The organism is Streptomyces bottropensis ATCC 25435 (assembly GCF_000383595.1).
In the GTDB taxonomy this organism is placed as follows: domain Bacteria; phylum Actinomycetota; class Actinomycetes; order Streptomycetales; family Streptomycetaceae; genus Streptomyces; species Streptomyces bottropensis.
In genome coordinates this window covers 4,542,875-4,567,959 of sequence record NZ_KB911581.1, presented here as the reverse complement: position 1 = coordinate 4,567,959, position 25,085 = coordinate 4,542,875, and the positions used below count along the sequence as shown (strand labels likewise).

General features: G+C 70.2%; 22 protein-coding genes and 1 pseudogene. 8 read left to right on the top strand and 15 right to left on the bottom strand.

The genetic code is table 11. The annotated features are described in order from the left end of the window. Nucleotides 1–108: 108 nt before the first annotated feature. The 3 genes from STRBO_RS0120125 to STRBO_RS0120115 form a co-directional block, all read right to left on the bottom strand. A complete protein-coding gene (locus tag STRBO_RS0120125) occupies nucleotides 109–2,802 on the bottom strand; it encodes a bifunctional acetate--CoA ligase family protein/GNAT family N-acetyltransferase (RefSeq protein ID WP_005474450.1) in 2,694 nt (897 codons plus the stop codon). A 120-nt stretch (nucleotides 2,803–2,922) separates the two neighbouring features. Beyond that, nucleotides 2,923–5,322, bottom strand: a complete 2,400-nt coding sequence (locus STRBO_RS0120120) for a glycoside hydrolase family 65 protein (protein WP_005474451.1) — start codon at nucleotides 5,320–5,322, stop codon at nucleotides 2,923–2,925. A 71-nt stretch (nucleotides 5,323–5,393) separates the two neighbouring features. Next, nucleotides 5,394–6,269 (bottom strand): universal stress protein, encoded by an 876-nt coding sequence (locus tag STRBO_RS0120115; protein ID WP_020665575.1) that lies wholly within the window; start codon nucleotides 6,267–6,269, stop codon nucleotides 5,394–5,396. Nucleotides 6,270–6,559: 290 nt separating this feature from the next. Between STRBO_RS0120115 and STRBO_RS0120110 the strand changes: the two genes are divergently transcribed. Then, nucleotides 6,560–6,988, top strand: coding sequence for a cyclic nucleotide-binding domain-containing protein (locus STRBO_RS0120110; protein WP_020114677.1), 429 nt, complete (start codon nucleotides 6,560–6,562; stop codon nucleotides 6,986–6,988). Nucleotides 6,989–7,011: 23 nt separating this feature from the next. Continuing rightward, nucleotides 7,012–7,689 carry a CBS domain-containing protein gene (locus STRBO_RS0120105; protein WP_020114676.1) on the top strand — a complete coding sequence of 226 codons (678 nt, stop codon included), beginning with the start codon at nucleotides 7,012–7,014 and terminating at the stop codon, nucleotides 7,687–7,689. 41 nt (nucleotides 7,690–7,730) lie between these two features. On the opposite strand, the gene STRBO_RS0120100 is transcribed toward STRBO_RS0120105, so the two are convergent. Beyond that, nucleotides 7,731–8,633 (bottom strand): pyridoxamine 5'-phosphate oxidase family protein, encoded by a 903-nt coding sequence (locus STRBO_RS0120100; RefSeq protein ID WP_005474455.1) that lies wholly within the window; start codon nucleotides 8,631–8,633, stop codon nucleotides 7,731–7,733. 208 nt (nucleotides 8,634–8,841) lie between these two features. Between STRBO_RS0120100 and STRBO_RS0120095 the strand changes: the two genes are divergently transcribed. Beyond that, on the top strand, nucleotides 8,842–9,495 hold the full coding sequence (locus STRBO_RS0120095; RefSeq protein ID WP_005474456.1) for a CBS domain-containing protein: 654 nt from the start codon (nucleotides 8,842–8,844) through the stop codon (nucleotides 9,493–9,495). Between the two features lie 21 nt (nucleotides 9,496–9,516). Here the strand turns inward: STRBO_RS0120095 and STRBO_RS0120090 are convergent, their stop codons facing one another. The 4 genes from STRBO_RS0120090 to STRBO_RS0120075 form a co-directional block, all read right to left on the bottom strand. After that, nucleotides 9,517–9,828, bottom strand: a complete 312-nt coding sequence (locus STRBO_RS0120090) for a DUF1876 domain-containing protein (protein WP_005474458.1) — start codon at nucleotides 9,826–9,828, stop codon at nucleotides 9,517–9,519. 49 nt (nucleotides 9,829–9,877) lie between these two features. Continuing rightward, entirely contained in the window at nucleotides 9,878–11,230 is a 1,353-nt protein-coding gene (locus STRBO_RS0120085; protein ID WP_005474460.1) for a nicotinate phosphoribosyltransferase, read from the bottom strand. 45 nt (nucleotides 11,231–11,275) lie between these two features. Next, nucleotides 11,276–11,890: an Rv1733c family protein gene (locus STRBO_RS0120080; protein ID WP_020114674.1), complete on the bottom strand. Its 615-nt coding sequence runs from the start codon at nucleotides 11,888–11,890 to the stop codon at nucleotides 11,276–11,278. 142 nt (nucleotides 11,891–12,032) lie between these two features. Then, nucleotides 12,033–12,851 (bottom strand): universal stress protein, encoded by an 819-nt coding sequence (locus tag STRBO_RS0120075; protein ID WP_020114673.1) that lies wholly within the window; start codon nucleotides 12,849–12,851, stop codon nucleotides 12,033–12,035. A gap of 203 nt (nucleotides 12,852–13,054) precedes the next feature. Between STRBO_RS0120075 and STRBO_RS0120070 the strand changes: the two genes are divergently transcribed. Both STRBO_RS0120070 and STRBO_RS0120065 read left to right on the top strand, forming a co-directional pair. Beyond that, entirely contained in the window at nucleotides 13,055–13,948 is an 894-nt protein-coding gene (locus STRBO_RS0120070; RefSeq protein ID WP_020114672.1) for a universal stress protein, read from the top strand. Nucleotides 13,949–14,051: 103 nt separating this feature from the next. After that, complete coding sequence (locus STRBO_RS0120065) at nucleotides 14,052–15,527, top strand: bifunctional aminoglycoside phosphotransferase/ATP-binding protein (protein ID WP_005474469.1); 1,476 nt, start codon at nucleotides 14,052–14,054, stop codon at nucleotides 15,525–15,527. Between the two features lie 114 nt (nucleotides 15,528–15,641). On the opposite strand, the gene STRBO_RS0120060 is transcribed toward STRBO_RS0120065, so the two are convergent. Then, on the bottom strand, nucleotides 15,642–16,400 hold the full coding sequence (locus tag STRBO_RS0120060) for an HAD family hydrolase (protein WP_037627896.1): 759 nt from the start codon (nucleotides 16,398–16,400) through the stop codon (nucleotides 15,642–15,644). An 80-nt stretch (nucleotides 16,401–16,480) separates the two neighbouring features. On the opposite strand from STRBO_RS0120060, the pseudogene STRBO_RS41770 reads away from it, so the two are divergent. Together STRBO_RS41770 and STRBO_RS0120050 are read left to right on the top strand one after the other, a co-directional pair. Next, nucleotides 16,481–16,933 (top strand): annotated as a pseudogene (locus STRBO_RS41770) (PEP/pyruvate-binding domain-containing protein); the annotation flags it as partial. 378 nt (nucleotides 16,934–17,311) lie between these two features. Continuing rightward, the gene (locus STRBO_RS0120050; RefSeq protein ID WP_005474480.1) at nucleotides 17,312–18,190 is read left to right on the top strand and encodes a potassium channel family protein; all 879 of its coding nucleotides are present in this window, start codon (nucleotides 17,312–17,314) and stop codon (nucleotides 18,188–18,190) included. A gap of 82 nt (nucleotides 18,191–18,272) precedes the next feature. Here STRBO_RS0120050 and STRBO_RS0120045 read toward each other — a convergent pair whose 3' ends face one another. The 4 genes from STRBO_RS0120045 to STRBO_RS0120030 form a co-directional block, all read right to left on the bottom strand. Next, nucleotides 18,273–18,686, bottom strand: coding sequence for a PAS domain-containing protein (locus STRBO_RS0120045; protein ID WP_020114669.1), 414 nt, complete (start codon nucleotides 18,684–18,686; stop codon nucleotides 18,273–18,275). A gap of 132 nt (nucleotides 18,687–18,818) precedes the next feature. Continuing rightward, nucleotides 18,819–19,832: a 2-hydroxyacid dehydrogenase gene (locus STRBO_RS0120040; RefSeq protein WP_020114668.1), complete on the bottom strand. Its 1,014-nt coding sequence runs from the start codon at nucleotides 19,830–19,832 to the stop codon at nucleotides 18,819–18,821. Nucleotides 19,833–20,205: 373 nt separating this feature from the next. Then, a complete protein-coding gene (locus STRBO_RS0120035; protein WP_005474485.1) occupies nucleotides 20,206–21,384 on the bottom strand; it encodes an acyl-CoA dehydrogenase family protein in 1,179 nt (392 codons plus the stop codon). Nucleotides 21,385–21,488: 104 nt separating this feature from the next. Further along, on the bottom strand, nucleotides 21,489–21,866 hold the full coding sequence (locus STRBO_RS0120030; RefSeq protein ID WP_005474486.1) for a four-helix bundle copper-binding protein: 378 nt from the start codon (nucleotides 21,864–21,866) through the stop codon (nucleotides 21,489–21,491). Nucleotides 21,867–22,028: 162 nt separating this feature from the next. Between STRBO_RS0120030 and STRBO_RS0120025 the strand changes: the two genes are divergently transcribed. Further along, a complete protein-coding gene (locus STRBO_RS0120025) occupies nucleotides 22,029–22,391 on the top strand; it encodes a DUF6479 family protein (protein WP_005474487.1) in 363 nt (120 codons plus the stop codon). A 118-nt stretch (nucleotides 22,392–22,509) separates the two neighbouring features. Here the strand turns inward: STRBO_RS0120025 and STRBO_RS0120020 are convergent, their stop codons facing one another. Both STRBO_RS0120020 and STRBO_RS0120015 read right to left on the bottom strand, forming a co-directional pair. Continuing rightward, nucleotides 22,510–23,700: a 4-hydroxybenzoate 3-monooxygenase gene (locus STRBO_RS0120020; RefSeq protein ID WP_005474488.1), complete on the bottom strand. Its 1,191-nt coding sequence runs from the start codon at nucleotides 23,698–23,700 to the stop codon at nucleotides 22,510–22,512. A gap of 186 nt (nucleotides 23,701–23,886) precedes the next feature. Next, on the bottom strand, nucleotides 23,887–25,077 hold the full coding sequence (locus STRBO_RS0120015) for a type III PLP-dependent enzyme (RefSeq protein WP_202499404.1): 1,191 nt from the start codon (nucleotides 25,075–25,077) through the stop codon (nucleotides 23,887–23,889). Between the last annotated feature and the right edge of the window lie 8 nt (nucleotides 25,078–25,085).

Sequence of the window (25,085 nt, the reverse complement as noted above, 5' to 3'; positions counted from 1 at the left end):
CGTTCCTCGGTGACACCGTGCGGGGCCGGGTCGTCCGGCCGCCCGTTCCCGGGCTCCACAGGGCTGTCGAGCGTGACCACACGTGTGGTGTCTCATGTGCCTTCCTTCTCAGCGCAGTCGGCGCAGGTAGGGATCCCGGGGCAGGCTTGGCAGCAGGCGCACGCGTGCGTCCAGCACGGTGACCTCGCCGGGTGTCGCGAGCACGGGATTGAAGTCGGCTTCGGCGAGTTGCGGCAGGTCGCTCGCCATCCGGGACAGGCGCAGGAGCAGTTGTTCGAGGCCTTCGAGGTCGACCGGTCTGCCGCCGTGCGTGCCGAACAGCAGCGGGGCACAGCGAGGTGCGGTGATCAGGTCGTGTACGTCGTGATCAGTCAGCGGTGCGAGCCGTGCGGCATGGTCGGCGAGGACCTCGGTCGCGGTGCCGCCGAGCCCGAAGAGGACGAGGGGGCCGAAGACTTGGTCCTGCACCACGCCCGCGAACAGTTCGGTGCCGCGCGCGGCGAGCGGCTGGACCACCGCTCCGGTCATGAGTCCGGCGAACCGGGTCTCGAAGTCGCGGAAGGCGGCACGCACCTGCGCATCACCCTGGAGATCGAGATGAACGGCGCGCTGTTCACTCTTGTGGAGCAGGCCCGGCCAGTGCGCCTTCAGGACCACCCGGCCATCAGCACCGCGCAGCCGCTCGGCGGCCAGGACCGCGTCGTCCTCGGTCTCGGCCCACGCCCAGGGCAGTTGCGGGATGCCGTAGCAGGCGAGCAGTTCGGCGCACGTACGCGGGTCGAGCCAGCCGCCGTCCGCGTGCGCGGTCAGGTACGCCTCGGCGACAGCGTGCGCGCGGGCCGAATCGACCTGGTCCAGTGTCGGGATCGTCCCCTCCGGGCGGTTCAGCCAAGCCGAACGGCGGGCCGCGTGCGCCAACGCCCTTGCCGCCGCCCCGGGCTCGGCGTACGAGGGGATGGTGCCGCCGTCGGCGGCGGGCAGCAGCCTGACGGGCAGGTCCTGTTCGAGACGTACGGCGGCCACCGGACGTCCGCGGTGTCCGAGAGCGTCGGTGAGGGACCGGATCAGGTCGTCACCGGTCGCCTCGGCCACCGCGGTGGGAACGAGGGCCAGCAGTACGGCATCGATGCCCGGATGCCGCATTGTTCGGTCCACGCAGTCCGTGAGCTGCTCCTCCGTAACTGCGGCGGTGGCGTCGACGGGGTTGCCGACGGCCGCGCCGTCCGGGAGGACGGCGAGCAGGTCCTCAATCAGTTCCGGGGTCGGCGCGGGCAGGGACAGCCCGGCCTCGGCGCAGGCGTCGGCGGCGAGGACACCGGCTCCGCCCGCATTGGTGACGATCGCCACGCGCGATCCCGCGGGCAGCGGCTGGGAGTGCATCAGAGCGGCGGTCTCCAGGAGCTCACCGGTCGACCGGGTCGCGGTGATGCCGGCCTGCGTGAACAGGGCCCCGCGGGTCATGGTGCGGGTGGCGGCGGCCGCGGTGTGGGAGGCGGCGGCACGTCGCCCCGCCTCGGTGCGGCCCGCGTCCACGGTGAGCACGGGCATACGACGGGTGACGCGCCGGGCGGTGCGGGAGAAGGCGCGCGGGTTGCCGAACGACTCCAGGTGCAGCAGCGCGAGATCGGTACGGTGGTCGCTCTCCCACCACTGGAGCATGTCGTTGCCGCTGACGTCGTACTTGTCGCCGAGAGAGGCGAAGGAGGAGACGCCGATGCCCAGCCGGGACAGCCCGTCGAGCAGGGCGATGCCGACGCCGCCGGACTGCACGGCGACACCGGCCGTGCCCGGACGCGGATGGCCGGCGGCGAAGGTCGCGTCGAGCCTCAGCTCCGGGTCGGTGTTGCAGATGCCGAGGCAGTTGGGGCCCACCAGCCGCATGCCGTACGAGCGGCAGGCGGCCAACAGGGCCCGGGCCTGATCCGCGTCCAGCCCGGCGGTGACGACGAGCAGGGCGCGTACGCCCGCCTTGCCGCACTCCTCGGCGATCGCGGAGACCACGGCGGCCGGCACGGCGAGCACCGCGAGGTCGGGAACCCTGGGCAGGGCACCCGCCGACGGGTGGGAGGGGACTCCGAGGATCGAACCGGCGGCGGGATTCACGGCATACAGATGCCGGGTGTAACCGCCCGCGTGCAGATGGTGCAGGAGAGCCCGTCCCACCGACCCGGGCCTGCGCCCGGCACCGACCACCGCGATGGCGTCCGGCCGCAGCAGGGGCACCAGGCTGGCGACATCTGCGGCCCGGCCGCGTGTCTCCACCGTGGACAGATACGCCTCAGACTCGGCGAGTTCGATGGTGCAGCGCACCTCTGGGCCCTCGAAGTGGCGGGCTGTACGCAGTCCCAGATCGGCGAAGAGCCGGAGCACTTCGTGATTCTCGCTGAGCGCGTCGGCGGTGAACGTGCTGATGCCTTCCACGCGGGCAGCCGAGACCAGATGTTCGACGAGGAGGGTGCCGACGCCCCGGTGGTGCAGTCCCTCGGCCACGGCGATGGAGATCTCGGCCGATTCCTTGTCCTCGCCGGTCTCGTACTCGGCCAGGCCGATCACCTGGCCATGCGTCTCAGCCAGGAGCGCCCGGTATCCGGGGCGCGGTGGCGCACAGGCCCGGTCGGCTGCCGCCGTGGCGGAGAGTCGGCTCGCGGCGAAGAACCGCATCCGGAGATTCTCCGGGGACATCTCCTCGTACAACCCCTGGATCTGTTGACGGTCTCGCGGCGTCACGGCTCGGATGCACACAGTTGTGCCGTCCGCGAGCAGGGCGTGAACCATGGGGAGGTTGCGCTCGTCGTCCGTCATCGCGGGCCTCCTCGAACTTCCCGACAACTTCGAGCATCCAGCGGCCCATGGCCCCGTCCCAGGGGCCGGTCGGGGTGTCCTGCATGAGCCAAAGGGCCCCACACCCTCGTTTCCTGTGGGTCAGTCCTCCCGCAGCAGCAGCGTGCAGGTCTCTCCCGGTGCGACGGTGACGGCACGGTTGGGCAGGACCAGGCGGATCGGTGACTCCTCCGAGTCGGGCACGCCGATCCGCAACTGTCCGCTGCCAAGCCGTACGCTCACGCCCCAGTGGCCGCGGTAGCGCAGTGAGAATCCGTACTCGGACAGGGCCGGAAGCGGCACCGGGTCCAGCCGGAGGGCGTCCTCGCGGGTCTCCAGGCCGGTCAGGCCGCGCTGCACCAGGTCGAGGGTTCCGGCCATGGCGCCGAGGTGGATTCCCTCGCCGGTCGTGCCGCCCTGGAGGTCGGCGACATCCTGCTCCAGGGCTTCCCGGCAGTATGTCCATGCCTCGGCCCGTCTGGCCCGTGCGAGGACCCAGGCGTGGACGAGGCCGCTGAGGGTGGAGCCGTGGCTGGTGCGCTTGAGGTAGTAGTCAACGGTCCTGCGCCAGATGACGTCGTCCATGTCGTAGCCGAGGCGCCGGAACAGATCCCGCAGCTCGGGGGGAGAGAAGAGGTAGCCGAGCATCAGGACGTCGGCCTGCTTGGAGGCTTGGTAGCGGTTGACGGTGTCGCCCTCCGCCTCGAGGATCCGGTCCAGCCGCCGGACGCTGTCATAGCGGGCCCGGTAGCCGTCCCAGTCCAGTTCGGTGAGGTCACCGTAGCCGTCGAACTGACTGATGACGCCCTGGTGGAACGGCACCCGCAACTGCCGGGAGATCTCCTCCCACTTGGGGAGTTCGCCGCCGTCGAGCTGGATGCGCTCGAAAAGTTCTTCCCGGCGCCAGGCTGGCAGGCGCCGTGTGAGATCCAGGGCGCGGCTGAGGACCCAGGCAGCGGTGACGTTGGTGTACGCGTTGTCGTCCAGTCCGGGCCGGACGGCCTCCGGATAGCTGTCGTGGTATTCGTCGGGGCCGACAACGTCGCGGATGCGGTAGCGGCCATGGCCGGGGTCGAAGTCCGCGGTGTCCGCCCAGAAGCGGGCGATCTGCAGCAGCATCTCCGCGCCCTTGGTGTGCAGATACTCGGTGTCGCCGGTCGCCTCGCAGTACTGCCACACGTTGTAGGCGATCGCCGAGCCGACGTGGTGCTGGAGACGGGAATGGTCGGGCAGCCAGCGGCCCGAACGCGGGTTGAGGTGCAGTTGCTGGGTCTCCTCACGCCCGTCGCTGCCGGACTGCCACGGGTACATGGCCCCGGACCGGCCCGCCGCGGCGGCTGCACGGCACGCGCGCGGCAGGCGCCGGTGACGATAGTTGAGCAGTGCCCGCGAGACTTCGGGGAAGTGCAGGTTCAGATACGGCAGTACGAACAGCTCGTCCCAGAAGACATGCCCTCGGTAAGCCTCGCCGTGCAGCCCGCGCGCCGGCACGCCCACGTCGAGCTCCGTCGTGTGCGGGGAGAGCGTCTGGAGCAGGTGGAAAAGATGCAGGCGCAGGACACGGCCCGCTTCCCCGGGCACCTGGACGTCCGCGCGCCCCCACAACCGCGCCCACGCCGCGACGTGGGAGTCCAGCAGCGCCAGGAACCCGGGAGCCGCAGCAACCCGGTCGGCCGCCGCCCCGTACGGGTCGCTGATCGCCAGGTCGCGTGTGGTGTGCAGGGCCACGGTCTTCTCCACGACGGCGGGTCGGCCCGGAGCGATCGGTATCACCAGCCGGTGCACGGCTCGACGGCGGGACCCACGAAGCTCCGATGCCCTCGGCAACTGCCCGGTGACCACCGTGCGGGCCGCCATGCCGATGCCGACGTCGGAGGTGCTGGTGCGGCATCGCAGCCACGTCGTGTCGGTTCCCGCGGTACCGGTCCGCACCTGAGCGAGATGGCTGTGGTTGAGGGACCGGTAGCGGTGCACGTTGGTGTTGGTCACATCGCCGTCGAGGGCGGACTCGACCTCGATCTCGCCCGACCACTCCTCAGCGCTGAACTCGGTCCGCAGCGCGGCCAGGTGAGGGTCCGCCATGTGTACCAGCCGGGTCTGCTCCACGCTCAGCACGCCGGCCTCGTCGTCCCTGAACCGGAAGGCACGCGTCAGCGTGGCGTGGCGCAGGTCCAAGGTGTGCCGGTGGTCGAACGCCTGCTGTGTATCGGGAGAGAACCACGGGCCCGCCAATCCGTCGGCACGACGCAGACGGAACCGCAGGAGCAGCCAGTTCGGAAGGTTCACCAGGTCCTCGTTCACCACCCGGCGTCCCGCCACGACCGACTCCAGGCGGTTGTAGATCCCGGCCGCGTAAGTGGCCGGGTAGTGCGCCAGTCCGGCTCTGCTCTCGGGCACCGCTCCGCGGGTGGCGAAGTAGCCGTTGCCGAGCGTGCACAGCGATTCACGCAGCCGCTCGGCAGCAGGGTCGTATCCCTCGTACTCCCAGGTCCACTCCGACATCCGCCGTCCTCACCCTCTTGTTCGCCTGCTCTCTCCACGCGATGCGCGGGAGCGCGGCCCTCGGCCGGGGTTCAGGCGCGCTGCGGGACGACCGCCACCGGGCAGTCCGCGTGATGCAGCAGCGTGTGAGCGACCCTGCCGAGCTGCAGACCGAAGCGGCCGTGCCGCCTGAGCGCACCGACAACGATCAGGTCGGCGTCGGCCGATGCCTCCAGCAGAACCTTGTGGGCGGGGCCCTCGACCGACTGACGATGGACATCGACTTGGGGGTGTTCCCGTACGGTGTCGCGCAAGGCGTCGGTGAGGAGAGCGGAGGCCCCTTCCTCGTTCACACGGGCGGCGTCGTCCGCGACCAGAGGGCTGTCCAGGTGCTGGTGGGCGGGACGGCGCCAGGCCCGTACGGCATGCAGGGCGCAGCCGCGTGCCTCGGCTTCGCGGACGGCGAACCTGACGGCGTCCGAGCCCTCGGAGGGGTCGCCGACGCCGACCGCAACCCGGCCGAGGGCGCCCTGCCGGTTCTGCTCCCCGCCACGGACCACGATGACCGGGCAGACCGCCTTGGCGGCCACCGCCAGACTCACCGACCCCAGCAGCAGCCCACCGATTTCGCCGCGGCCACGGGAGCCGGTGATCAGGGCAGAGGACTCCTGACCCGCGTGCAGCAGCGCGGATACGGGGTCGTCGGGCAGCACCTCGCTCGACACCTTCAGCTCCGGGCTACGGAGTTGCGCGCGTTCCGCGCAGGACGCGGCGATGTGCTCCGCCATGAGCTCCCCGGCCGGCCGGCGGGTGCTGAACGAGGGGAGGCTTCCTTCGTAGCGCTCCCACAATGAGGCGTGGACGACCCGCAGCGGCAGCCCGTGGCGCGTCGCCTCGTCCACCGCCCAGTCCACGGCCCGCAGGCTGGAATCCGATCCGTCGACACCCACGACCAACGGGAGCTCCATGATCGCTACCGCCTCTCTGCCCGGCCGGCCACTGCGAGAGCCTCCTGTGAATACCGTCGCACCGCGCCGGGCCCACCGCGACACGCAGATCGGCGCTCTGCGGGCCTGTGCACGGGTTGCGCCCCGCCGGTTTGCGGCGATCGTGGAGTCATACGGCCACCACCGCGCCGCCACGGCCTGCGCATCAGCCGCGTGCTGAAACGCCGGTGACTGGACAGGAGCCCGATCCGCTTCCAGATCACGGAGAAGGGACGGTTGCTGTGGTTGTGAGGACCGGCGTTTTCGGCGCCATGACCGAGGAACATCGCGAGCTGCTCATGTCGGCCGCTCGGGAGGTGTCGTTCGAGACAGGCGAGCGCATCTTCAACGAAGGCGGCAAGGCCGACCGCTTCTGGATCATCCGCTCGGGCACGGTCGCCCTGGACCTTCATGTGCCCGGCCGACGCGCGGCGGTCATCGAGACTCTCGGGGCCGGAAAACTGCTGGGCTGGTCCTGGCTGGTCCCTCCCCATCACTGGCACCTGGGAGCCGAGGCCGCCAGCCCGGTGCGCGCCTATGAATTCGAGGCGGCGACAGTTCGTGAGATGTGCGCGAAGGACCCGGTGCTGGATCACGAGTTGTACTCCTATGTCGTCGGCGTACTCGCTCGCCGACTCAGGTCCGCCAGGGTGCAACTGCTCAACCTGTACGCGCCCCACGGCGCGGGCGAGGTGCCCTGACGAGGCAAGAGGAGGTGGCCGCAGTGTCTGAGACCCCGCACATCGTGAGCGATGTGATGACCCAGACGGTCGTGGCTGTCGGACGCGACGCGCCCTTCAAGCAGATCGTCGAGACCATGGAGCAGTGGAGAGTCAGCGCCATGCCGGTCCTGGAAGGTGAAGGGCGCGTCATCGGCGTCGTATCGGAGGCCGACCTGCTGCCCAAGGAGGAGTTCCGCGACAGCGACCCGAGCCTCTACGAGCAGCGCGGGCGCCTGTCCGCCATCGCGAAAGCGGGGGCAGTGGTGGCCGGGGAACTCATGAGCACCCCTGCGGTCACCGTCCACCCTGACACCACCTTGTCCCAAGCGGCCAGGATCATGGCCGTCCGACGCGTCAAGCGGCTTCCCGTGGTCGACGACGTGGGCATGCTGCAGGGCATCGTCAGCCGTGCCGATCTGCTGAAGGTCTTCCTGCGGTCGGACGACGACATCGAGGAGGAGGTCCGCCGCACTGTGGTGTCCTACCTCTTCCCGGCCGTCAGCCACGCCATCCACGTAAACGTCCACGAGGGAGTCGTCACCCTCCGGGGACACATCCAGGACACCTCGCTCATCTCGGTCGCCGTGCGCCTCGTGCGGGCCATAGAGGGCGTCGTGGACGTCGACCCCCAGCTCACCGGCGGGTCCGCCGCTTCAGCCGGGCCGGAGGACACCGCATGAGTTTTCAGTGCCGCGGGCCCGGCCCGGTCGGTACTCCTCCCTCACTGCTCAGCCGGCGTGATACCCCGCCCGGTGATGCGCGTGGGCCGGATCGACACCCACATGTCGCGTTCGCCCCCTGCCCACGGCGTGGTGTGGGCGTGGTCGACCAGCTTTCGTACCTCGTCGGGCTCGGTGACCACCCGTGCGGGGCCGACGACGAGGACGCTCCAGCCCTGGCTCATGGCCTCGTCCACATGGTCGACCTCGAAAGCGACTTCGGATCCCACGGCAGCCGCCGGGACCGAGTCTCGCGCGGTGCGAAACGCGAGCACGTCGTCGACGACCTCGTAGTTCACCGGGACCACCGCCGGGCCGTCAGGGGTTGTCACCGCGACGCGTCCCACGCCGTGTGTGGACAGCCTGGAACGGCATTCGTCGGCGTCGAGGTCCCGCAGTTGGGGGTGCATGAGCGCCTGCCCCTGGCCGGACGGCAGATCGACTCCGCCCCCGCGCAGGGCGGAGAGGCTGGTGCCCAGCGCGTCGGCCAGGCTGATGAGAGTGGCCGTGGTCGGGTCGGCCGGCTGTTCTTCGAGGTAGGCCAGGTACTCCGGTGCCATTCGGGCGCGGCGGGCCGTCTCTTCCCGGGTCAGTCCTTGGCGCGTGCGTTCGACGGCGACGCGGCGGCCGATGTCCCCGGGATTGGGCGGCCTTTCCCGCGGGGTCCCGCCTGTCCGTTCCGCACGTGGCGGGGAAGGCTCGTGAGCACTCCACTTGTGCTCGATGTGACGAATGTGTGCGTCGGGCCCTGGGTAGACGAGCGTCACCGCGTCCGTGTCCGACCAGCGCACGTCGTAGGGCGGGGTTCCATCCGCGTGGTGGAGTCCGACAATCTCGCCGTCGCGCCTGGTGACACCAGTGGCAGGACTTTCGACAACGAGTTGATCTCCGAGTTGAGCTCGCATGATCGCCGCCGTTTCCTCAGAATGATTCTGTACTCAACGTGCCACGCGCGGCGTGCCGCCGCATGGGATGAGGGCTCCGCCGATTCCCGTGACCAGCGGCCGGTTCGGCACCGCACCTGCAACGCTCTCCGCGTGCATAGCTCCTGACCTGGTCGATACCCGACCATCGCTGCCCATCGGCTGTCTCCACCCGGAACGGAGAGGCGACATGCACCACCGTATGGTCGAAGAACTCATGACCCGAGACGTCGTGCGGGCACGGCGCGACATGCCGTTCAAGGAGATCGTCAAGCTGCTCGCGGAGAACGACGTCACCGCAGTGCCCGTGGTCGACGATCTGGACCACCCCATCGGTGTGGTGTCCGAGGCCGATCTGCTGCGCAAGTCCTCCGCGCAGGACGACCCGTCCGGTCTGACACCGGTTCCGCATCTGGAGGCGTGGGAACGGGCGAAGGCCGAAGGTGCCAGTGCCGAGGAACTGATGTCGGCTCCCGCCGTATGCGCGCGTCCGGAGTGGACTGTGGTCGAGGCGGCCCGGTTTATGTCGGTGCGGAACGTCAAACGGCTGCCTGTGGTGGACGAGGCGGGCCGGCTGCGGGGCATCGTGAGCCGCGGTGACCTGCTGAGAATCTTCCTGCGCCGTGACGACGCCATCCGCGACGAGATCACCCAAGACGTGCTGCGGAGGACGCTGGGCCTCACCGGCTCGGAGGTGACCGTCGAGGTACGCGAGGGGCGGGTCACCCTCGGTGGCTCCGTCGAGGTCAAGGATCTGATCCCGGTGATCGAGCGGCTGTGCCGGAGCGTCGACGGCGTGGTCTCGGTCTCCCCACACATCGCGTACCGGGCGGACGCCCCCTGACTCAATCGGTGATCCACCTCATCACCCTTCTTGTTGTTGCTCCGGCATCGGCCAGCCGGTCTCCGGACGGGCCCGCTGCTCGCTCGCACCGGCGCCCACGCCCTCGATGTCATGCTGCGCGGCACTCACCAGCTGCCGGCCGAGGTCGTGCATGGCCCTGCCCGCCGCCAGCTCGTCACCGATCTCCGGGACATCAGTGTCCGCGGGGTTACGGTGGGCGGCCCCGTGCCCGGTGAGCTCCGTGGTGCCGGTGTTCAGCACGACACGCGCCTTGGTCGTCCCCTCGTCCTCGAAGAGATAGAGACGAACCTTCCATTCCACGGTGTGCGGCATCACTTTCCTCCTCGTCGGCGCGGACCTGTGTAATCCGGACGTGCTGCGCTCATGGCTTCGCGGGTCCTGCGGCTGCGGTCAGGAACTCGTCCTCGATGCGGCGCCGGACCTCGGCGGCGAGAGCGGCCAGTTGTGCGGAGGTCTCCGCCCGTGGCGCGCGGGGCGCCCGAATGCGGCGTGCCGTAGGCGGGAGTCCGGCGAGGTCGGCGGTGAACCTCTCCTTGGTCTCCTGCAGAGTGGGGCGCTCGGCGGTGCGCCTCCCGTCCCGCATCACCGTCTCCAACATCGGTGCGCCGTCTTGCGGTGACGGCTCGTCGCGGAGCCCGATCACGTCGGCGTATCCGGGGCGGCGGAACACCTGCTTCGCCCCGGGGGCAGTCACCTTGGCCGAGGAGAGCTTCATCACCGGCCGGTGGTCGTACTCGACCATTTTGTACGCGGAGTCTAGGTATGCGGCGTCGGCTGAGACTCCGACGCGGGTGCCGACGGCGTAGACGTCGATGGGGGCTCCGGAGCGGACCAGTTCGTCCACGGAGTACTCGTCGAGACCGCCGCTGGCGACGATCCGTACGTCCGGTAGTCCGGCAGCGTCGAGCACGGCGCGTGCCCGCAGCGCCAGAGCTCCCAGGTCGCCGCTGTCCAGCCGGACGGCCGAGCCGGGTCCGCGGTGCAGGTCTCGCAGCACCCGCGCCGCGACGCGGACGCCTTCCTCGGTGTCGTAGGTGTCGACCAGGAGCGTCACCGGGCCGGGGTGGGAGCGGGCGAAGGCGTGGAAGGCCGCCTCCTCCGTCCCGAAGGCCTCGATGTACGAATGGGCCATCGTCCCGACGGCGGGCAACCCTTCGGCGGCGGCTGCGGCGACGTTGCTTGTTCCGGCGAAGCCGACCATCGCGCTCAGCCGGGCGGCTTGGTAACCCGCCTGGGGGCCGTGGGTACGCCGCAGGGAGAAGTCGACGAGGGGGTGTCCCGCCGCTGCCAGAACGCACCGTGCGGCCTTCGAGGCGATCGTCGTCTGGTGGCTGACCTGGTTGAGCACGTAGGTCTCGACCAGTTGCGCCTGCGGAAGCGGAGCAGTCACCTCCAGCAGCGGCTCTCCGGCGAGGACGATCCGCCCCTCCGGTGCCGCCCTCACCTGTCCGGTGAACTCCAGGCCCAGCAGTGGGGCGAGATCGCGCGGAGATCGGTGCAGTACCGAGGCGAAGGCGTCGACGTCCTCGGCGTCGATTCGGAAGTCGGACAGGAAGTCCAGTGACGACTCCAGGCCGGCGGCCACGAGGAAACCGCGGTCGGGAGGCAGGTCCCGGACGAACAGGCTGAACGCCGCCGGGCGGGTCATCCCCTCACGCAGGTACGACATCGCCATCGTGACCTCGTACAGATCAGTGGTCGTCGCCGAGGACATCCGCGTCACCTCCTCCTGGACACCGGTAGGGCGCCACGAGCTCGTTCACCTTCGGAACCGGGCAGACCACAAGGGCTCCACGAGGTCCCATTCGGTGTCCCACCGTGCGTACCGTCTGCGGTCCAGCCCCAGACGCATGCTCTGTCGCGCGGCGACGAAGACGACGTACACGCCGACCCCCGTCATGCCGCCCATCACCCAGCCGGTGGCCTGCGCGTCGCCGGCGGACATCGGCGGGTCCTTGACGGTTCCTTCCCGGTCGACCCAGATCCGCAGGGTGGAACCCTCTGCATCGTCCTGCGACACATAGGCGGTTCCCGTCCGCCGCTCGCCGTCTTCTCCCACCCAGCTGAGCCGCACCTTCTGCTTCTCGTCCGCGGCACTGCCCCGTGCCGCATCGGGGGCCGGGGTGAGCCGGGCGGTGACCTGGTGCCGCTCCGCGGACTGGGCCTGGGCGGTACGCATCGTGGACTCGTATGCCGCCAGCCCCGCGCTCACCGAGGCAGTCGGCAGTCCGAGGGCGAGCGCGAGCAGCAGAAAGCCGGACCACCAGGCTTCGATCCGGTCGGTCGTACGCCGCAGCGGGTTCACGCCCTCGGGCGGATGCTTCCCGTCCGGCCGGCGGGGGCCGGATGCGTGCGGCGAGTCCTGTGCGCTCATGGTCTGGCCTCCAGCTGGTGCCGCTGGTGCGTCCCCCACCAGGGTTGCCTCGCTCACCACGTTCCAACGGCGGCGGCTCGCGGTCACGGGGCCGGAGGTCCTCGGTGGCCGACCACCTCGGCCCACCCCGGCCCGTCACCGGTCAGATCTGCGGAACGACCGCGACAGGGCACGGGGCGTGATGCAGCACGGCGTGGTTGACCAGCCCCAGCTGCAACCCGACGTGCCCGTGGCGCCTGCGGGCGCCGACGACGAGCAGATCAGCGTCGGACGCGGCGTCCAGAAGAGCCTGCCGGGCCGGGCCCTCGACCACCTCGCTGCTCGCCACAACGTCCCTGTACCGCTGCGCGGAGTCGCGCAGCGCGTCGGCGAGCACCTGCGCAGGCGCGCGGTCGAGGGCTCGGAGGGCATATCCGGACAGGCCTGGCGGTCCGGGGTTCCCGACCGGGACGCTCCAGGCGTGCACCGCCACAAGCCGACAGCGCCGCAGATGGGCCTCACGGAACGCGAACTGCACGGCGGTGCCACTGCCCTCACCGTCCTCGACGCCGACGACAACCCTCCCGAACCGGCCGTGCCGGTGCTCCGCCCCGCCGCGTATCACGATGACCGGGCAGTCGGCATGGGCGGCCACAGCCAGGCTGACGGAGCCCAGGAGCAGCCCGGCGAGGTCTCCGAGCCCTCTGGACCCGAGTACCAGCGCGAACGCGTTGCGTCCTGTGCTTACCAGGGCGTGCGCCGCGTCCTGGTGCAGGACCTCGCTCGACAGCCGTACGGCAGGATCATCCTTCCTCGCTCGCTCTGAGGCGGCGGTGACTATGTCGGGCGCCTCGTGGCCCGTGTCGGCCGCGTGCAGGAGATGGAGCGGCAGCTCTTGCCTACGTGCCTCGTCGACGGCCCAGTCCACCGCCTCAAGGCTCGCCTCCGATCCGTCGATGCCGACCACCAAGGGAACCGCCACCGCTCCCACCTCCTTCTCGCACCGGACCTCACGCCCGTGCGTTCACCGGCGTTTCGCGGACCACATGCGCCTCGGGGAGATCTGCGGTACTCCTCGATGGAGAAGCGCCGTGCTCGGCGCGCCAACGCACAGGGACGGCTGCAGTCCGGACGTCGGCAACACTCACCGCCTTTCCAGCTTCTTACGAGATGGAGGCAGTCGCCATGGAACGAGCGCTCACCGTGGGCCTGGACGGCTCGCCCGAGAGCCTCGCCGCCGCGCACTGGGCCGCCGACGAGGCCGAGCGGCGCAATCTCACCCTGCGCCTGCTGCACGCGTGGCCCCTGCTCGTGCCGGAACCGACCCACGTTCCCTCGGAAATGGACCAGAACTACTGGGCGAAACGGCTCGTGCACAACGCTCAGACAGAACTCCAGGCGCACCATCCGGGCCTGACCGTCGTCGGCAACCTGGTCGCCGACGACGCCGAGGACGCCCTACTCAAGGCCGTGTCCGACTCCGAGATGCTCGTACTCGGCTCGCGGGGCCTGACTCCCGTGGAGAGCTACTTCATGGGCGACATCAGCATGATCGTGGTGGCGCGCGCCGAGCGACCCGTCGTCCTGGTTCGTGCGGACATGTCGGCAGAGGGATCCTCGACACCCCAACCAGGTGCGGCAGGAGGTGTTGCGGCAGGGGGTGTCGTCGTGGGATTGAAGCTGCGCGCCGCGTGCGACGAACTGCTCGAATTCGCCTTCACCACCGCCGCGGCTCGAGGCCTGCCCCTCCGCGCGGTCCATGGCCACAGCACGCCGCTCCACGCGTACACGCCGTGGGGCGTGGACCACACCGTGACCCAGGAGATCGTCCACGACGCGCGGAATCAGCTGAGCCAAGCTCTCCGCCCCTGGCGCGAGAAGTTCCCGGGCGTCGACGTGGCCGACACCACCCGGCTCGAAAGCCCCGCCAGGGCCGTCGTAGGAGCCGCAGAGGGCGCTGACCTGCTGGTCGTCGGCCGGCGCAAGCACCATCCCAACCTGGGGCAGCGTCTGGGCCCTGTGGCCCAGGCGGCCGTCCATCACGCACGTTGCCCGGTCGCCGTGGTCCCTCATGACTGAGCCGAACCGACCCGCCGAGACGGTGGGGTCGGTGCGGCGGGCCGACGCCTCCGGACTCCGGCTCGGCGCCACTCGCGGCACGCCGTCGCTGCCGCGTGCGGAGGTGCGTGAGACCCACACCGCGGTGGTCCTTTTCATCGGGGACCGCGCCTACAAGCTGAAGAAGCCGGTCGACCTCACGTTTTTGAACTACACCACGGTGACCGCCCGGCGGGCCGCGTGCGAGCGGGAAGTCGTCCTCAACCGCCGTTTCGCCCCCGACGTCTACCTTGGCGTCGGCGAGTTCCGCAGCCCGGACGCAGACACACCCGAACCCGTCGTGGTGATGCGCCGCATGCCCGACGAGCGCCGCCTCTCACGACTCGTACGGGGAGGTGCGGCCGTCGACGACGCGCTGCGGGCCGTCGCCCGGCTGCTCGCCTCCCACCACGCCGGCGCGGCCCGCAGCCGGGAGGTGGACGAGCAGGGGACGCGCGATGCGCTGGCGTCACGCTGGGAGGCGAGCTTCGCCCAGGTCCGCACGCTCTCCGACGACGGCACCGCGCCCGACGGCGTGGCGGAGACCGAGCGGCTGGTGCGCCGTTATCTCGCCGGCCGCGAACGCCTGTTCAGCTCACGGATCGAGGACGGGCGAGTGGTCGACGGCCACGGGGACCTGCTCGCCGAGGACATCTTCTGCCTCGACGACGGCCCGCGCGTCCTGGACTGCCTGGAGTTCGACGACAGCCTCCGTCACGTCGACGGCCTCGACGACGCCGCCTTCCTGGCCATGGACCTGGAACAGCTCGGCGTACCGGAGGCCGCAGCGTACTTCCTCGCCGAGTACAGCGAGTACTCCGGCGACCCGGCACCGCCCTCCCTGCGTCACCACTACGTCGCCTACCGCGCGTTCGTCCGGGCCAAGGTCTCGCTGATCCAGGCCCACCAGGGTGCCCCGGGTGCGCAGGCGGCATCACACCGACTCATCACGACCGCCCTGCGGCACCTGCGCGCCTCCGCCGTCGGCCTCACCCTCGTCGGCGGCCTCCCCGGCAGCGGGAAGTCGACACTCTCCGGAGCACTCGCCGATCGCCTGGGCGTCACGCTGCTCAGCAGCGACCGCCTCCGCAAGGAACTGGCCGGCATCCCTGCCGAGCAGCCGGCATCCGCCGCTTACGGCGAGGGCCTGTACTCGCCCGAATGGACCAACAAGACATACGCCGCCCTGCTCGACCGCGCATCGGTCCTGCTGTCCCGCGGCGAGTCCGTCGTCCTGGACGCCACCTGGTCCAGCCCGGAGCAGCGCGAAGCCGCGCTGCGTATGGCCGAACGCGCCCACGCCGACCTGGTGGCTCTGCACTGCCAGGTTCCGGGCGAGACCACGGCCGCCCGCCTCGCCACCCGCGCCCCCGGCGCATCCGACGCCGACCTCGAGGTGGCCACCACCATGGCGGCCACGGAACCGCCATGGCCGGAAGCCGTCGCGGTCGACACGAGCGGCTCTCTGGAGGCAGCGGTCGTCCAGGCGCTGGCGGCCATCCGCCCGCACGCCGCTGAGCAGGCCCCGGTCTTCCGTCGTCCCTATATGGAGCCGGACTAGACGCGGGTGCGCTGGGGTCCGACCGCACGATCGGTGGCTGATCACCTGCTCTCAGAGACGCACCGCACCGACCGGTCCGCCTGGCGGTGGGCCGAGCATCGCGCGTCCAGCCCGTCACCGGCGTACTCCCGCTTCGAGCAGCTCTCCGAGGTCGACTATGACGAGGTCGGCGCCGTGCCGAAGGAGTCTTTGACGGGTGTCGGGACCGGCTGTACGGTCCACGCCCACGACGAGCGCGAACCCGCCACGTCGGCCGGCCTCGACGCCCGCCAGAGCGTCCTCCACGACCGCGGAGCGGGTCGGGGGGACGCCGAGCCTGCGAGCCGCCTCCAGGAACAGGTCAGGCTGCGGCTTGCCCGCGAGCCCAAGGCGGGCGGCCTCGCCGCCGTCGACAAGGACGTCGAAAAGGTCCTGCACACCCGCGCCGGCCAGCAGCTCGCCAGCATGGCGCGACGCGGAGGCCGCGGCGAGGGACACCCCGACGTCACGCAGGACCCGCGCCAGCCGTACCGTCCCCGGATACGCGTCGACGCCGTGTGCGCGGAGCCGCTCGGTGAACAGTCGCTCCTTGTGTGCGGCCACGGCGCGCACGGTCGCCGCTGTCGGAGCAATGCCTCGCGACGTCAGGAAGGCGGCGGCGCCGTCGAGCCGGGACTTCCCGTCGACGTAGCGCAGGTAGTCGTCACCGGTGTCGAAGGGCCGCCGCTGTGCGGGATCCTCGGGTGGATGCTCGGCGAAAAGAGCGTCGAAGGCGGTCTTCCAGGCTGCCGCGTGAACGCGCGCCGAGTCGGTGATCACCCCGTCGGTGTCGAACACGACCGCTCTGATGCCATGCAGCGCGGGTATGAGCACGTCACGGATCCGAGCGGCCATGATCACTCCCTTGTCGGCGGGCAGTACCACGGTCACGCCACCTTCGTCATGACCGCCACTCGGCAGTCCGCGCACATTACGACGACCTGGGCACGGCCGTCACGGTGCAGCGCATGGTGTACGGCAACCTGGGCCCCGACTCCGGCAGCGGAGTCGCCTTCACCCGCGACCCGGCCACCGGGCGGCCCGGCCTCTACGGCGACTACCTGTCCAATGCCCAGGGTGAGGACGTCGTCGCCGGCATCCGCAACACTGTTCCCCTGACGGAACTGGAACAGCTGGCCCCGGAGTGGCCCCGGAGTCCTACCGTCAGCTGCGGGATCACATGGGAACCCTGAGAACGCCACTACCGCGATCCGTGCGACATCGAGTTCGCCATCGCCGTCGAACTCGTGAAAGAGGGCCTGATCTCGCCGGAGGAGGCGCTGGGCCGGGTCAGCGGGGAGGGGCTCGCTCGGCTGATGTTCCCCCGTTTCGACACCGCCGCCACCGGCAAGCATCCGCTACGCCGTCCCTGGTCGGTTGTTGGTGCGCCGCGCTGTCTGGACCTGGTCAAAGCGGCCTGACCGAACTGCAGAAGCGCGAGACGCCCTGTGGCTGGACCCCGTGCCTCTTCCTCCTGCCGCCCACTCAGACCGCCGTATGCGCACCCCCAGTGGCCGCGATAGCGCGGCGGGAATCGTACCCGGAGAGTGCGGGGGCGTGCCCGACTCGGAGGAGTCGGCGATCCGCGTGGCGCGCCGACCAGGCCGTGACGGTGGCGCCTGGGGACACCTGCACGCTCATTCTGGAGGCGGATGATCCTTTTGCGAATGAGCGTGGCGTAGCCGCATCCGCGCCGTCACGCGCCGCACACGGCCTACGCTCCAAGGCGGGATTCCGTTTCATGCCAAGGGGCCGGGGAGACGCGGATGAAGTGGTTGGTCTCGCTGGTCGGGGCCGGGCTCGTCATGGTCACCCTGCGGGACCTGTTCCACACGCTCTGGCACCCTACGCGCCACGGTGGCCTGAGCCGCCTCGTGATGACAGCGCTGTGGCGCCTCGCCCGGCGATTCCGTGCGCCCGGCCGCGTGGTCGGGCTCGTCGGGCCGCTGGCCATGGTCACGGTCGTGAGCATGTGGGCCGTCACCGTCGTCCTCGGCTGGGCGATCGTCTACTGGCCCCACATGCCGGGGGCGTTCACCTTCTCCCCCGGCTCCCAGGCAGCACAGGAGCCGGCGCTGCTCGACTCCGTGTATCTGTCACTCGTCACGGTGGCCACCCTGGGGCTGGGTGACATCGCACCCGACGAGGGCTGGCTCCGACTCGTCTCACCGCTCGAAGCCCTCATCGGTTTCGCCCTTCTGACGGCCACCGTCTCCTGGGTGCTGGAGATCTATCCGGCGCTGACCCGCAGGAGGGTCCTGGCTGTCCGACTGGCTCTGCTGCGCGATGCGGATCCGACGACTCAGCAGATCGACTGCACTGCGGGGGCGCTGCTGCTGGACAGCCTGGCCACAGAAGTCGCACGCGTCCGCATCGACTTCACCCAGTACGCCGAGGCGTACTACTTCCATGACGGGGAGGACCACTCGTCGCTGGCCGCCATGGTCTGCTACGCCACCGTGCTCGCCCAGCGCGGGCAGGCGGCGGCACGGCCCGAGGTGCGACTGGCCGGCGCGCTGCTCGCCGGTGCGTTGAAGGACCTCGCCACCATCCTCGACCAGCGTTTCCTCCATACGGGCGGACCGCCGACGGACGTGTTCGCCGCCTACGCAGCCGACCACGGCCGCGACGGCGCTCAGCCGTGAAAGAAGCAAGGCTGGCACCCTTCGGCCGATACGGGCACGGGAGACCGGATGCCCCTGGCAGTCCATGACCTTCTGACGATGTTTATCGGCGTGAGTGGATGAAGGCGGTGACGTCCTCAGACCGTTGGACGATCAACCTCACTTCGCCGTCAAGCCCGGGAACCGGGGTGTGGATCTCAGACCACCATCGCTCCTCAAACCTGCCTGGCTCGTGGAGGTCGGGAAGGTCGTAGCGCTGCAGCACCAAGGTGTCCGGTTCTCCGGTGTCCAGGACCCGGAGCAGCAACGCCTTCACGTTCTCTTGTGCGTCGTCGAGGGTGCCGGGATTCTTCGGCAGGGCGTCGAAGAAGTACTTCCCGATCAGCTGATCCCTGGCACGGCCGGTGGTCAGCAGATATGCAGTGTTGACGTAGCGGATCACCATGTCCGTGTCCAGCATGAGGTACGGGCTTGGGGTGGCGTCGAAGAACGCCGTGAAATCAATGTCCGTCGTCATCACCTGCTCACCCTGGCCTGTGAGGGCGGCGCCTGCGTTTCCAATCTACGAGCGATCCAGCGCCTGAGGCTCGCCAGACAGGTTGGGAATCCTGATCGCCGGCACACCGGCCGCCGATGCCGTCCGTCCGTCTCATCCGGATCCCGGATGGATGAGCGTGTTGCCGCTCGTGCGGTCGGCGAAGTAGTCCTGGATGTTGCTCACTGTGGTCTCGGCGATCTGGCCGACGGCGTCCCGGGTGAAGTACGCCTGGTGTGAGGTGACCAGCACGTTGGGGAGAGTCATCAGCCGGGCCAGGCGTTCGTCGGTCATCACTTCCAGGGACTTGTCGAGGAAGAAGACCCCGGCCTCCTCCTCGTACACGTCCAGGCCCACCCCGCTGAGGCGGCCGACGCGCAGGGTGGCCAACAAGGCGTCGGTGTCGACCAGCCCGCCGCGGCTGGAGTTGACCAGGACCGCGTCGTCCTTCATCAGGGCGAGGGCCTTGGCGTCCACGAGGTGGTGGGTGTCCGGCAGCAGCGGTACGTGCAGGCTGATCAGGTCGGAGTCGGCGAACAGGCGTTCGCGGGGGACGTATTCCATGCCGAGGGCCAGGCAGTCGGCGTTCTCCGCGATGTCCCAGCCGAGCAGTCGCATGCCGAAGCCGTGGGCAATGCGGGCGAACGCCGTACCGATCTTGCCGGTGCCCATCACCCCGGCGGTGCGGCCGTGCAGGTCGCGGCCCATGAGCCCGTCGAGCCGGAAGTCGAACTCGCGGGTTCGGTGCGCGGCCCGTACGATCCGGCGGCCCACGGCCAGGGCGAGTGCCCAGGCGAACTCGGCGACCGAGTAGGGCGAGTAGTACGACACCCGGGCCACCGTCAGTCCCCGTTCCCGGGCTGTGGCCAGGTCGATGTTGTTGTAGCCGGTGGACCGCTGGGCGATCAGTTTGGTGCCGTGCTTGGCCAGGTGGCGCAGCACCTCGGCGTCGAGGGTGTCGTTCACGCTGCTGAGCACGACCTCATGGCCTGCCGCGATCGGGACGGTGTCCCGGTTCAGGAACAGGTCCAGGCAGCGCAGTTCGTGGCGGTCGGCGAACGCCCTGGCGAAGGCGTCCCGCAGAAGTGGCTGTTCATCGGCCAGAACTCCGTACGCGATGATTTCCACAAGGGCCTCCTCCCACGGGGCGGTCACATACACGACCTTAGGCGCCCGCCCGGGCCGGTGCCTGGGTCGGTCGGCCTGCCGTGCGGGACGTTCGGCTGCTCCAGATCGAGGCCACAACCGTCGCGGGCCCCTACGCAACCCTCGTGGCCACGGCGCGAGCGGAAGCCGGCGCTCAGATGAGCCTCGCCTGGCAGCAGCCACCGATCGACACAGACAGCGGAATGAATCTCGGAGTCCCGTACCCCCGGGACCGATCGAACGCGGCCCGAGCCAGGTGCATCGAAGTGATGCGCCTTCACCTCTGAGAAATCTCGGTGATCTTGATGCCAACTATCCCTCTTTTGTGCCAACTGAAAATCCTCGTCACAAGCGGCTAGCGTCGCACCCTGGGCATCCCGAGGCCGATCCACGAGATGATCTCGCGCTGGATCTCGTTGTTGCCGCCGCCGAAGGTGAAGATGACGGCCGAGCGGTAGCCGCGTTCGAGTTCGCCGTGCAGGACGGTGCCCGCGGAGCCCTCCTTGAGCGCGCCGGCGGCGGCGACGATCTCCATGAGCCAGGCGTAGGCGTCTCGGCGGGCCTCGGAGCCGTAGACCTTGACGGCGGAGGCGTCCTGCGGGGTGAGGGTGCCCTCCTGGAGGGCGCTGACCATGCGCCAGTTGAGGAGCTTGAGGGCGTCGAGCCGGGTATGCGTCTGGGCGAGGCGGCGGCGGACCCAGGGCAGGTCGATGACACGGCGGCCGTCGGCGAGCTTGGTCTCCATGGCCCAGCGCTGGACGTTGTGCAGCGAGCGGATGGCCATCGTGCCGTGGGCGGCGAGGGTGACGCGCTCGTGGTTGAGCTGGTTGGTGATCAGCCGCCAGCCCTTGTTCTCCTCTCCCACGCGGCGGGAGACGGGGACGCGGATGTTCTCGTAGTAGCTGGCGGTGGTGTCGTGCGAGGCGAGGGTGTTGATGAGGGTGCAGGAGTAGCCGGGTTCCGAGGTGGGGACGAGGAGCATCGTGATGCCCTTGTGGGGCGGGGCGTCGGGGTCGGTGCGCACCGCGAGCCACACCCAGTCGGCCGTGTCGCCGTTGGTCGTCCAGATCTTCTGTCCGTTGACGACGTAGTGGTCGCCGTCCCGGACCGCGCGGGTCTTCAGCGCGGCCAGGTCGGTGCCCGCGTCGGGCTCGCTGTAGCCGATGGCGAAGTCGAGTTCGCCGGACAGGATCCGCGGCAGGAAGTACGACTTCTGTTCCTCGGTGCCGAACTGCATGATCGTCGGGCCGACCGTGTTGAGCGCCATCAGTGGCAGCGGGACACCCGCCTGGGCGGCCTCGTCGAAGAAGATGAACTGCTCGATCGCGGTCAGGCCGCGTCCGCCGTACTCCTCCGGCCAGCCCGCGCCGAGCCGGCCGTCGGCGCCGAGGCGGCGGATGGTCGCACGGTAGAAGCGCTTCTGCGCCGCCGGGTCGGCGTGCCGGGTGTAGGCGCCCTCCGGGACCAACTCGGCGAAGTAGGCGCGCAGTTCGGTGCGCAACCGCTGCTGCTCGGGCGTGTATTCGAGGTGCACGGCGCCTCCAGGCTCCCCAAGGCCGACCTGACGGCGCACACGCTAGAACGTGTTCCAGTAATGGGGAAGAGCGGAGGCGGGGGCCATTTCCGCCACCCGGGTGCTCAGCGGAGGGTGGTGAGGAAGTCCGTGCAGGCCTGGGCGCACTCCCGGCAGGCCTTGGCGCCGTCGTGGGCTCCGGGAGAATCGTCGAAGACGCGTGCGCACTCCAGGGCGACGGTGCGGCACCACTCCACCTGGAGGCGGATGCCCGCCTCGTCGAGGTTGGCCTCCTCCGAGAGCGCCCGGCACGTGGCGTCGCACACCTCCGCGCACATGATGGCCTTGCGGCGCATCTTCTCCTGAGCCTCGGGCCCGTCGGGATCGGCGAGGCTCGCCCGTAGCGCGCACGCCCGTGCGCATTCGGTGCACGCCTGCGCACAGGCGAAGCGGTCCTCGAGGAATTGGATGAGTTCCTGCTGGGATGTCGTCGTCGTGGTCACCCCGGGCGGGTAGCCGGTGCCCCTCGCACCAAACACGGGCCACCGGGATCCGCCCGGGACGCGGTTCGGGGGGTCCGTTTCCGGGAGTCCGGACAGGGCACCCGGGCACGAGCCGTTCGAAGCGGACCGGTTCACTCGACATATTGGGGGTATTCATCCCTTATGAACATGGAATGGACTGATATAGCCGCAGAACGAAGCGTACTGGCCGGTGCCGCCCCGTTCGTGGCAGGCCTCGTGGTGGTCGCCATGCTCATCGGCGCCCTGTGGCTGGGCGCCCGCGTACGCGCTCGTGAGCCGCGCCGACCGCGCCCCGACGAGCAGCCCCAAATCCCCGAGGGCGGCCCCGTCCGTGAGGAGCAGCTGAACCGCGAGCCAGACGAGATCCCCCAGAGCGACCGCCGGCTGACGCCCTACGAGGTGCACGGCAACCAGGGGACCCGGCCGAGCCCGGACAAGGAGCGGCCCCGCTGGAGCAAGAACAGCAGCGGCGGCTTCGGCAGTGGCGGCCTGGGCGCGCACTGACGACCCCCAGCGAACGCCGAGGGGCGTGGCGTCGAACAGATTCGTTCGACGCCACGCCCCTCGGCGTTCGCGCGGTCGCGCCGGCGATGCCCACCGCCGAGCGCTCGCCACCGCCCGGTCAGGAATCGGCCTCCAGCGACAGCCCCGTGTAGTTCTCCGCCAGTTCGGTCGCCGCGTGGCGCGAGGTGGCGACCCGGTCGAGCTGCGAGAGCTGGAGCCTGGTCTCGAACGGGGACTGGTCCGGGTCCGCGTGCAGGGTCGTGGTCATGAAGTAGGAGAAGTGCTCGGCCCGCCAGACCCGGCGCAGACAGGTGTCCGAGTAGGCGTCGAGCAGCTCGGTCGCCCCGGTCTCCCTGAGCCGGGCGAAGGCGCGGGCCAGCACGATGACGTCGGTGGCGGCCAGGTTCAGCCCCTTGGCGCCGGTGGGCGGCACGATGTGCGCGGCGTCGCCGGCCAGGAACACCCGGCCGTAGCGCATCGGCTCCGTGACGTGGCTGCGCATCGGGAGGACGGCCTTGGAGGTGACGGGCCCGCGCTTGAGCCGCCAGCCGGGGTGGGCGGTGAGCGCGAGGCGGGCGTCCAGCTCGTCCCAGATGCGCTCGTCGGACCAGTCGGCCGGGTCCGTGCCGTTCGGGACCTGGAGGTAGAGGCGGCTCACGGACGGCGACCGCATGCTCGCCAGCGCGAAGCCGCGCTCGGAGTGGGCGTAGATCAGCTCGTCGTAGACGGGCGGGGCGTCGGCGAGGATGCCCAGCCAGGAGTAGGGGTAGGTCCGCTCGTACGTCGTGCGCACGCCGGCCGGGACGGCGTCGCGGGCCACACCGTGGAAGCCGTCGCAGCCGACCACGTAGTCGCAGGTCAGGACCTGCTCGCGGCCCTCGTGGGTGTAACGGATCGACGGGCGGTCGCTGTCGGCGCCCTCCACCGCGTGCACCTCGGCCTCGAACAGCAGGGGGCCGCCGCCGGTGAGCTGGAGGGCGATGAGGTCCTTGACGACCTCGGTCTGGGCGTAGACCCACACCCGGCGCCCGCCGGTCAGTTCGGGGAAGTCGACGCGGTGGGCGCGGCCGTCGAAGCGCAGTTCGATGCCGTCGTGAGGGATGCCCTCGGCGTCCAGCCGGGCCCCCGCGCCGGCCGAGCGCAGCACGTCGACGGTGGCCTGCTCCAGGATTCCGGCGCGCTGGCGCTGCTCGACGTAGGCGCGGTCCTTGCGTTCCAGAACCACACTGTCGATTCCCGCGTTGTGCAGCAGACGGGCCAGCAGCAGCCCTGCCGGGCCGCCGCCGATGATGCCGACAGTGGTGTGCATTGAGTACTCCTCGTCGTTGAGGACGAGCCGCGTCCCGTCCCCGGGTCCCGAGCTTGTTCGTCAGGTGAAATTTGCTTCACTATGTTGTGCGCATGAGTCTGCGCCCGGCCTGCCCGCCTGTCAACGGTCACACTCCACCAGAGGGGCCGGGCGGGCGATCGGGTTGCCTGGCGGGGCGAACGGGAGTCAGGCGACGAAGTGGAAGCCAGGGTGGGGGTGCATCAGGAAGTCGTGGTGCGAGATGTTCCAGGCGTAGGCGCCCGCGAGGGCGAAGGCGACCCGGTCCCCCGCCCGCAGCCCCGGCGCGTGCACCCGGCGCGCGAGGAGGTCCTTCGGGGTGCACAGCTGCCCGGCGAGGCTGACGCGCTCCCCCTGTGCCGCCGGGCGCGGCCACGAGTGCGGCCACCGCGCCACCGGCAGCACCGAGCACGGCTGGTCGTGGCCCTTGGTCGCCGGGGTGCGCAGATGGTGGGTGCCGCCCCTGACCACGGCGAACTCCTCCCCGTGGCTGTGCTTCACGTCGAGCACCTCGGTGGCGTACCAGCCGCAGTAGGCGGTGAGGGCCCGCCCGGGTTCGATGCGCAGTGTCAGTTCCGGGTGCTTGTCGGCGAGCCGGGCGAGGCCTTCGCCGTACTGCTTCCAGTCGAATCGGCTCTCGGGGCTCGTGTAGTCGACGGCCATGCCGCCGCCGACGTTCACCTCGCGCGGCGGTACGTCCAGTGCCGTCGCCCATTCGACGATCGAGCGGGCGAGGAGGAGCAGTTCGGGGGCGTCGAGCCCGCTCGCCAGGTGGGCGTGGACGCCCAGCGGTTCGAGGTGCGGGTAGGTGCCGTCGGTGAGCGGGCGCAGTACGTCCGCCGCCCGGGTCGGGTCCAGGCCGAAGGGGGTGGGCCGGCCGCCCATCGCGAGTGAGCTGCCCGCGAGCGAGCCGTCCGCCACCGCGAGGTTGAAGCGGAGCAGTACCCCGACGGGCCCGGCCGGTGCCACCCGGCGTGCCAGCTCGCCGAGCATCCGCAGCTCGTGCTCGCTCTCGACGTGGAAGCGCGCGACGCCCCGCTCCAGGGCGGTCCGGATCTCGTCCGGGGTCTTGCCGGGGCCGCCGAAAGCCAGCGCTCTGTCCGGTACGGCCCGCGCCACGTGGGCGAGTTCACCGCCGGAGGACACCTCGTAGCCGTCGACGTACGGACCGAGCGCGGCCAGGATCTCCGGCTCGGGGTTGGCCTTGGCCGCGTAGTACAGCTCGACCCGGTCGGGGAGGGCGGCCCGCACCTGCGCGGCGTGGTCGCGCAGCGCCGTCAGGTCGTACACGTAGGCGGGGAGTCGGGTGGACGGCAGGGACAGGACACGGTCGCGTACGGCGGGGGTGGGCAGGGTCATCGACGGCT

What these genes read in the sequence shown, in the direction of transcription:
- STRBO_RS0120100 (WP_005474455.1), bottom strand. Translation starts at nt 8,633, where the DNA reads ATGCGAGCTCAACTCGGAGATCAACTCGTTGTCGAAAGTCCTGCCACT.
- STRBO_RS0120070 (WP_020114672.1), top strand. Translation starts at nt 13,055, where the DNA reads ATGGAACGAGCGCTCACCGTGGGCCTGGACGGCTCGCCCGAGAGCCTC.
- STRBO_RS0120085 (WP_005474460.1), bottom strand. Translation starts at nt 11,230, where the DNA reads ATGTCCTCGGCGACGACCACTGATCTGTACGAGGTCACGATGGCGATG.
- STRBO_RS0120060 (WP_037627896.1), bottom strand. Translation starts at nt 16,400, where the DNA reads ATGGCCGCTCGGATCCGTGACGTGCTCATACCCGCGCTGCATGGCATC.
- STRBO_RS0120080 (WP_020114674.1), bottom strand. Translation starts at nt 11,890, where the DNA reads ATGAGCGCACAGGACTCGCCGCACGCATCCGGCCCCCGCCGGCCGGAC.
- STRBO_RS0120090 (WP_005474458.1), bottom strand. Translation starts at nt 9,828, where the DNA reads ATGCCGCACACCGTGGAATGGAAGGTTCGTCTCTATCTCTTCGAGGAC.
- STRBO_RS0120015 (WP_202499404.1), bottom strand. Translation starts at nt 25,077, where the DNA reads ATGACCCTGCCCACCCCCGCCGTACGCGACCGTGTCCTGTCCCTGCCG.
- STRBO_RS0120115 (WP_020665575.1), bottom strand. Translation starts at nt 6,269, where the DNA reads ATGGAGCTCCCGTTGGTCGTGGGTGTCGACGGATCGGATTCCAGCCTG.
- STRBO_RS0120110 (WP_020114677.1), top strand. Translation starts at nt 6,560, where the DNA reads ATGACCGAGGAACATCGCGAGCTGCTCATGTCGGCCGCTCGGGAGGTG.
- STRBO_RS0120020 (WP_005474488.1), bottom strand. Translation starts at nt 23,700, where the DNA reads ATGCACACCACTGTCGGCATCATCGGCGGCGGCCCGGCAGGGCTGCTG.
- STRBO_RS0120050 (WP_005474480.1), top strand. Translation starts at nt 17,312, where the DNA reads ATGAAGTGGTTGGTCTCGCTGGTCGGGGCCGGGCTCGTCATGGTCACC.
- STRBO_RS0120120 (WP_005474451.1), bottom strand. Translation starts at nt 5,322, where the DNA reads ATGTCGGAGTGGACCTGGGAGTACGAGGGATACGACCCTGCTGCCGAG.
- STRBO_RS0120125 (WP_005474450.1), bottom strand. Translation starts at nt 2,802, where the DNA reads ATGACGGACGACGAGCGCAACCTCCCCATGGTTCACGCCCTGCTCGCG.
- STRBO_RS0120045 (WP_020114669.1), bottom strand. Translation starts at nt 18,686, where the DNA reads ATGACGACGGACATTGATTTCACGGCGTTCTTCGACGCCACCCCAAGC.
- STRBO_RS0120025 (WP_005474487.1), top strand. Translation starts at nt 22,029, where the DNA reads ATGAACATGGAATGGACTGATATAGCCGCAGAACGAAGCGTACTGGCC.
- STRBO_RS0120095 (WP_005474456.1), top strand. Translation starts at nt 8,842, where the DNA reads ATGCACCACCGTATGGTCGAAGAACTCATGACCCGAGACGTCGTGCGG.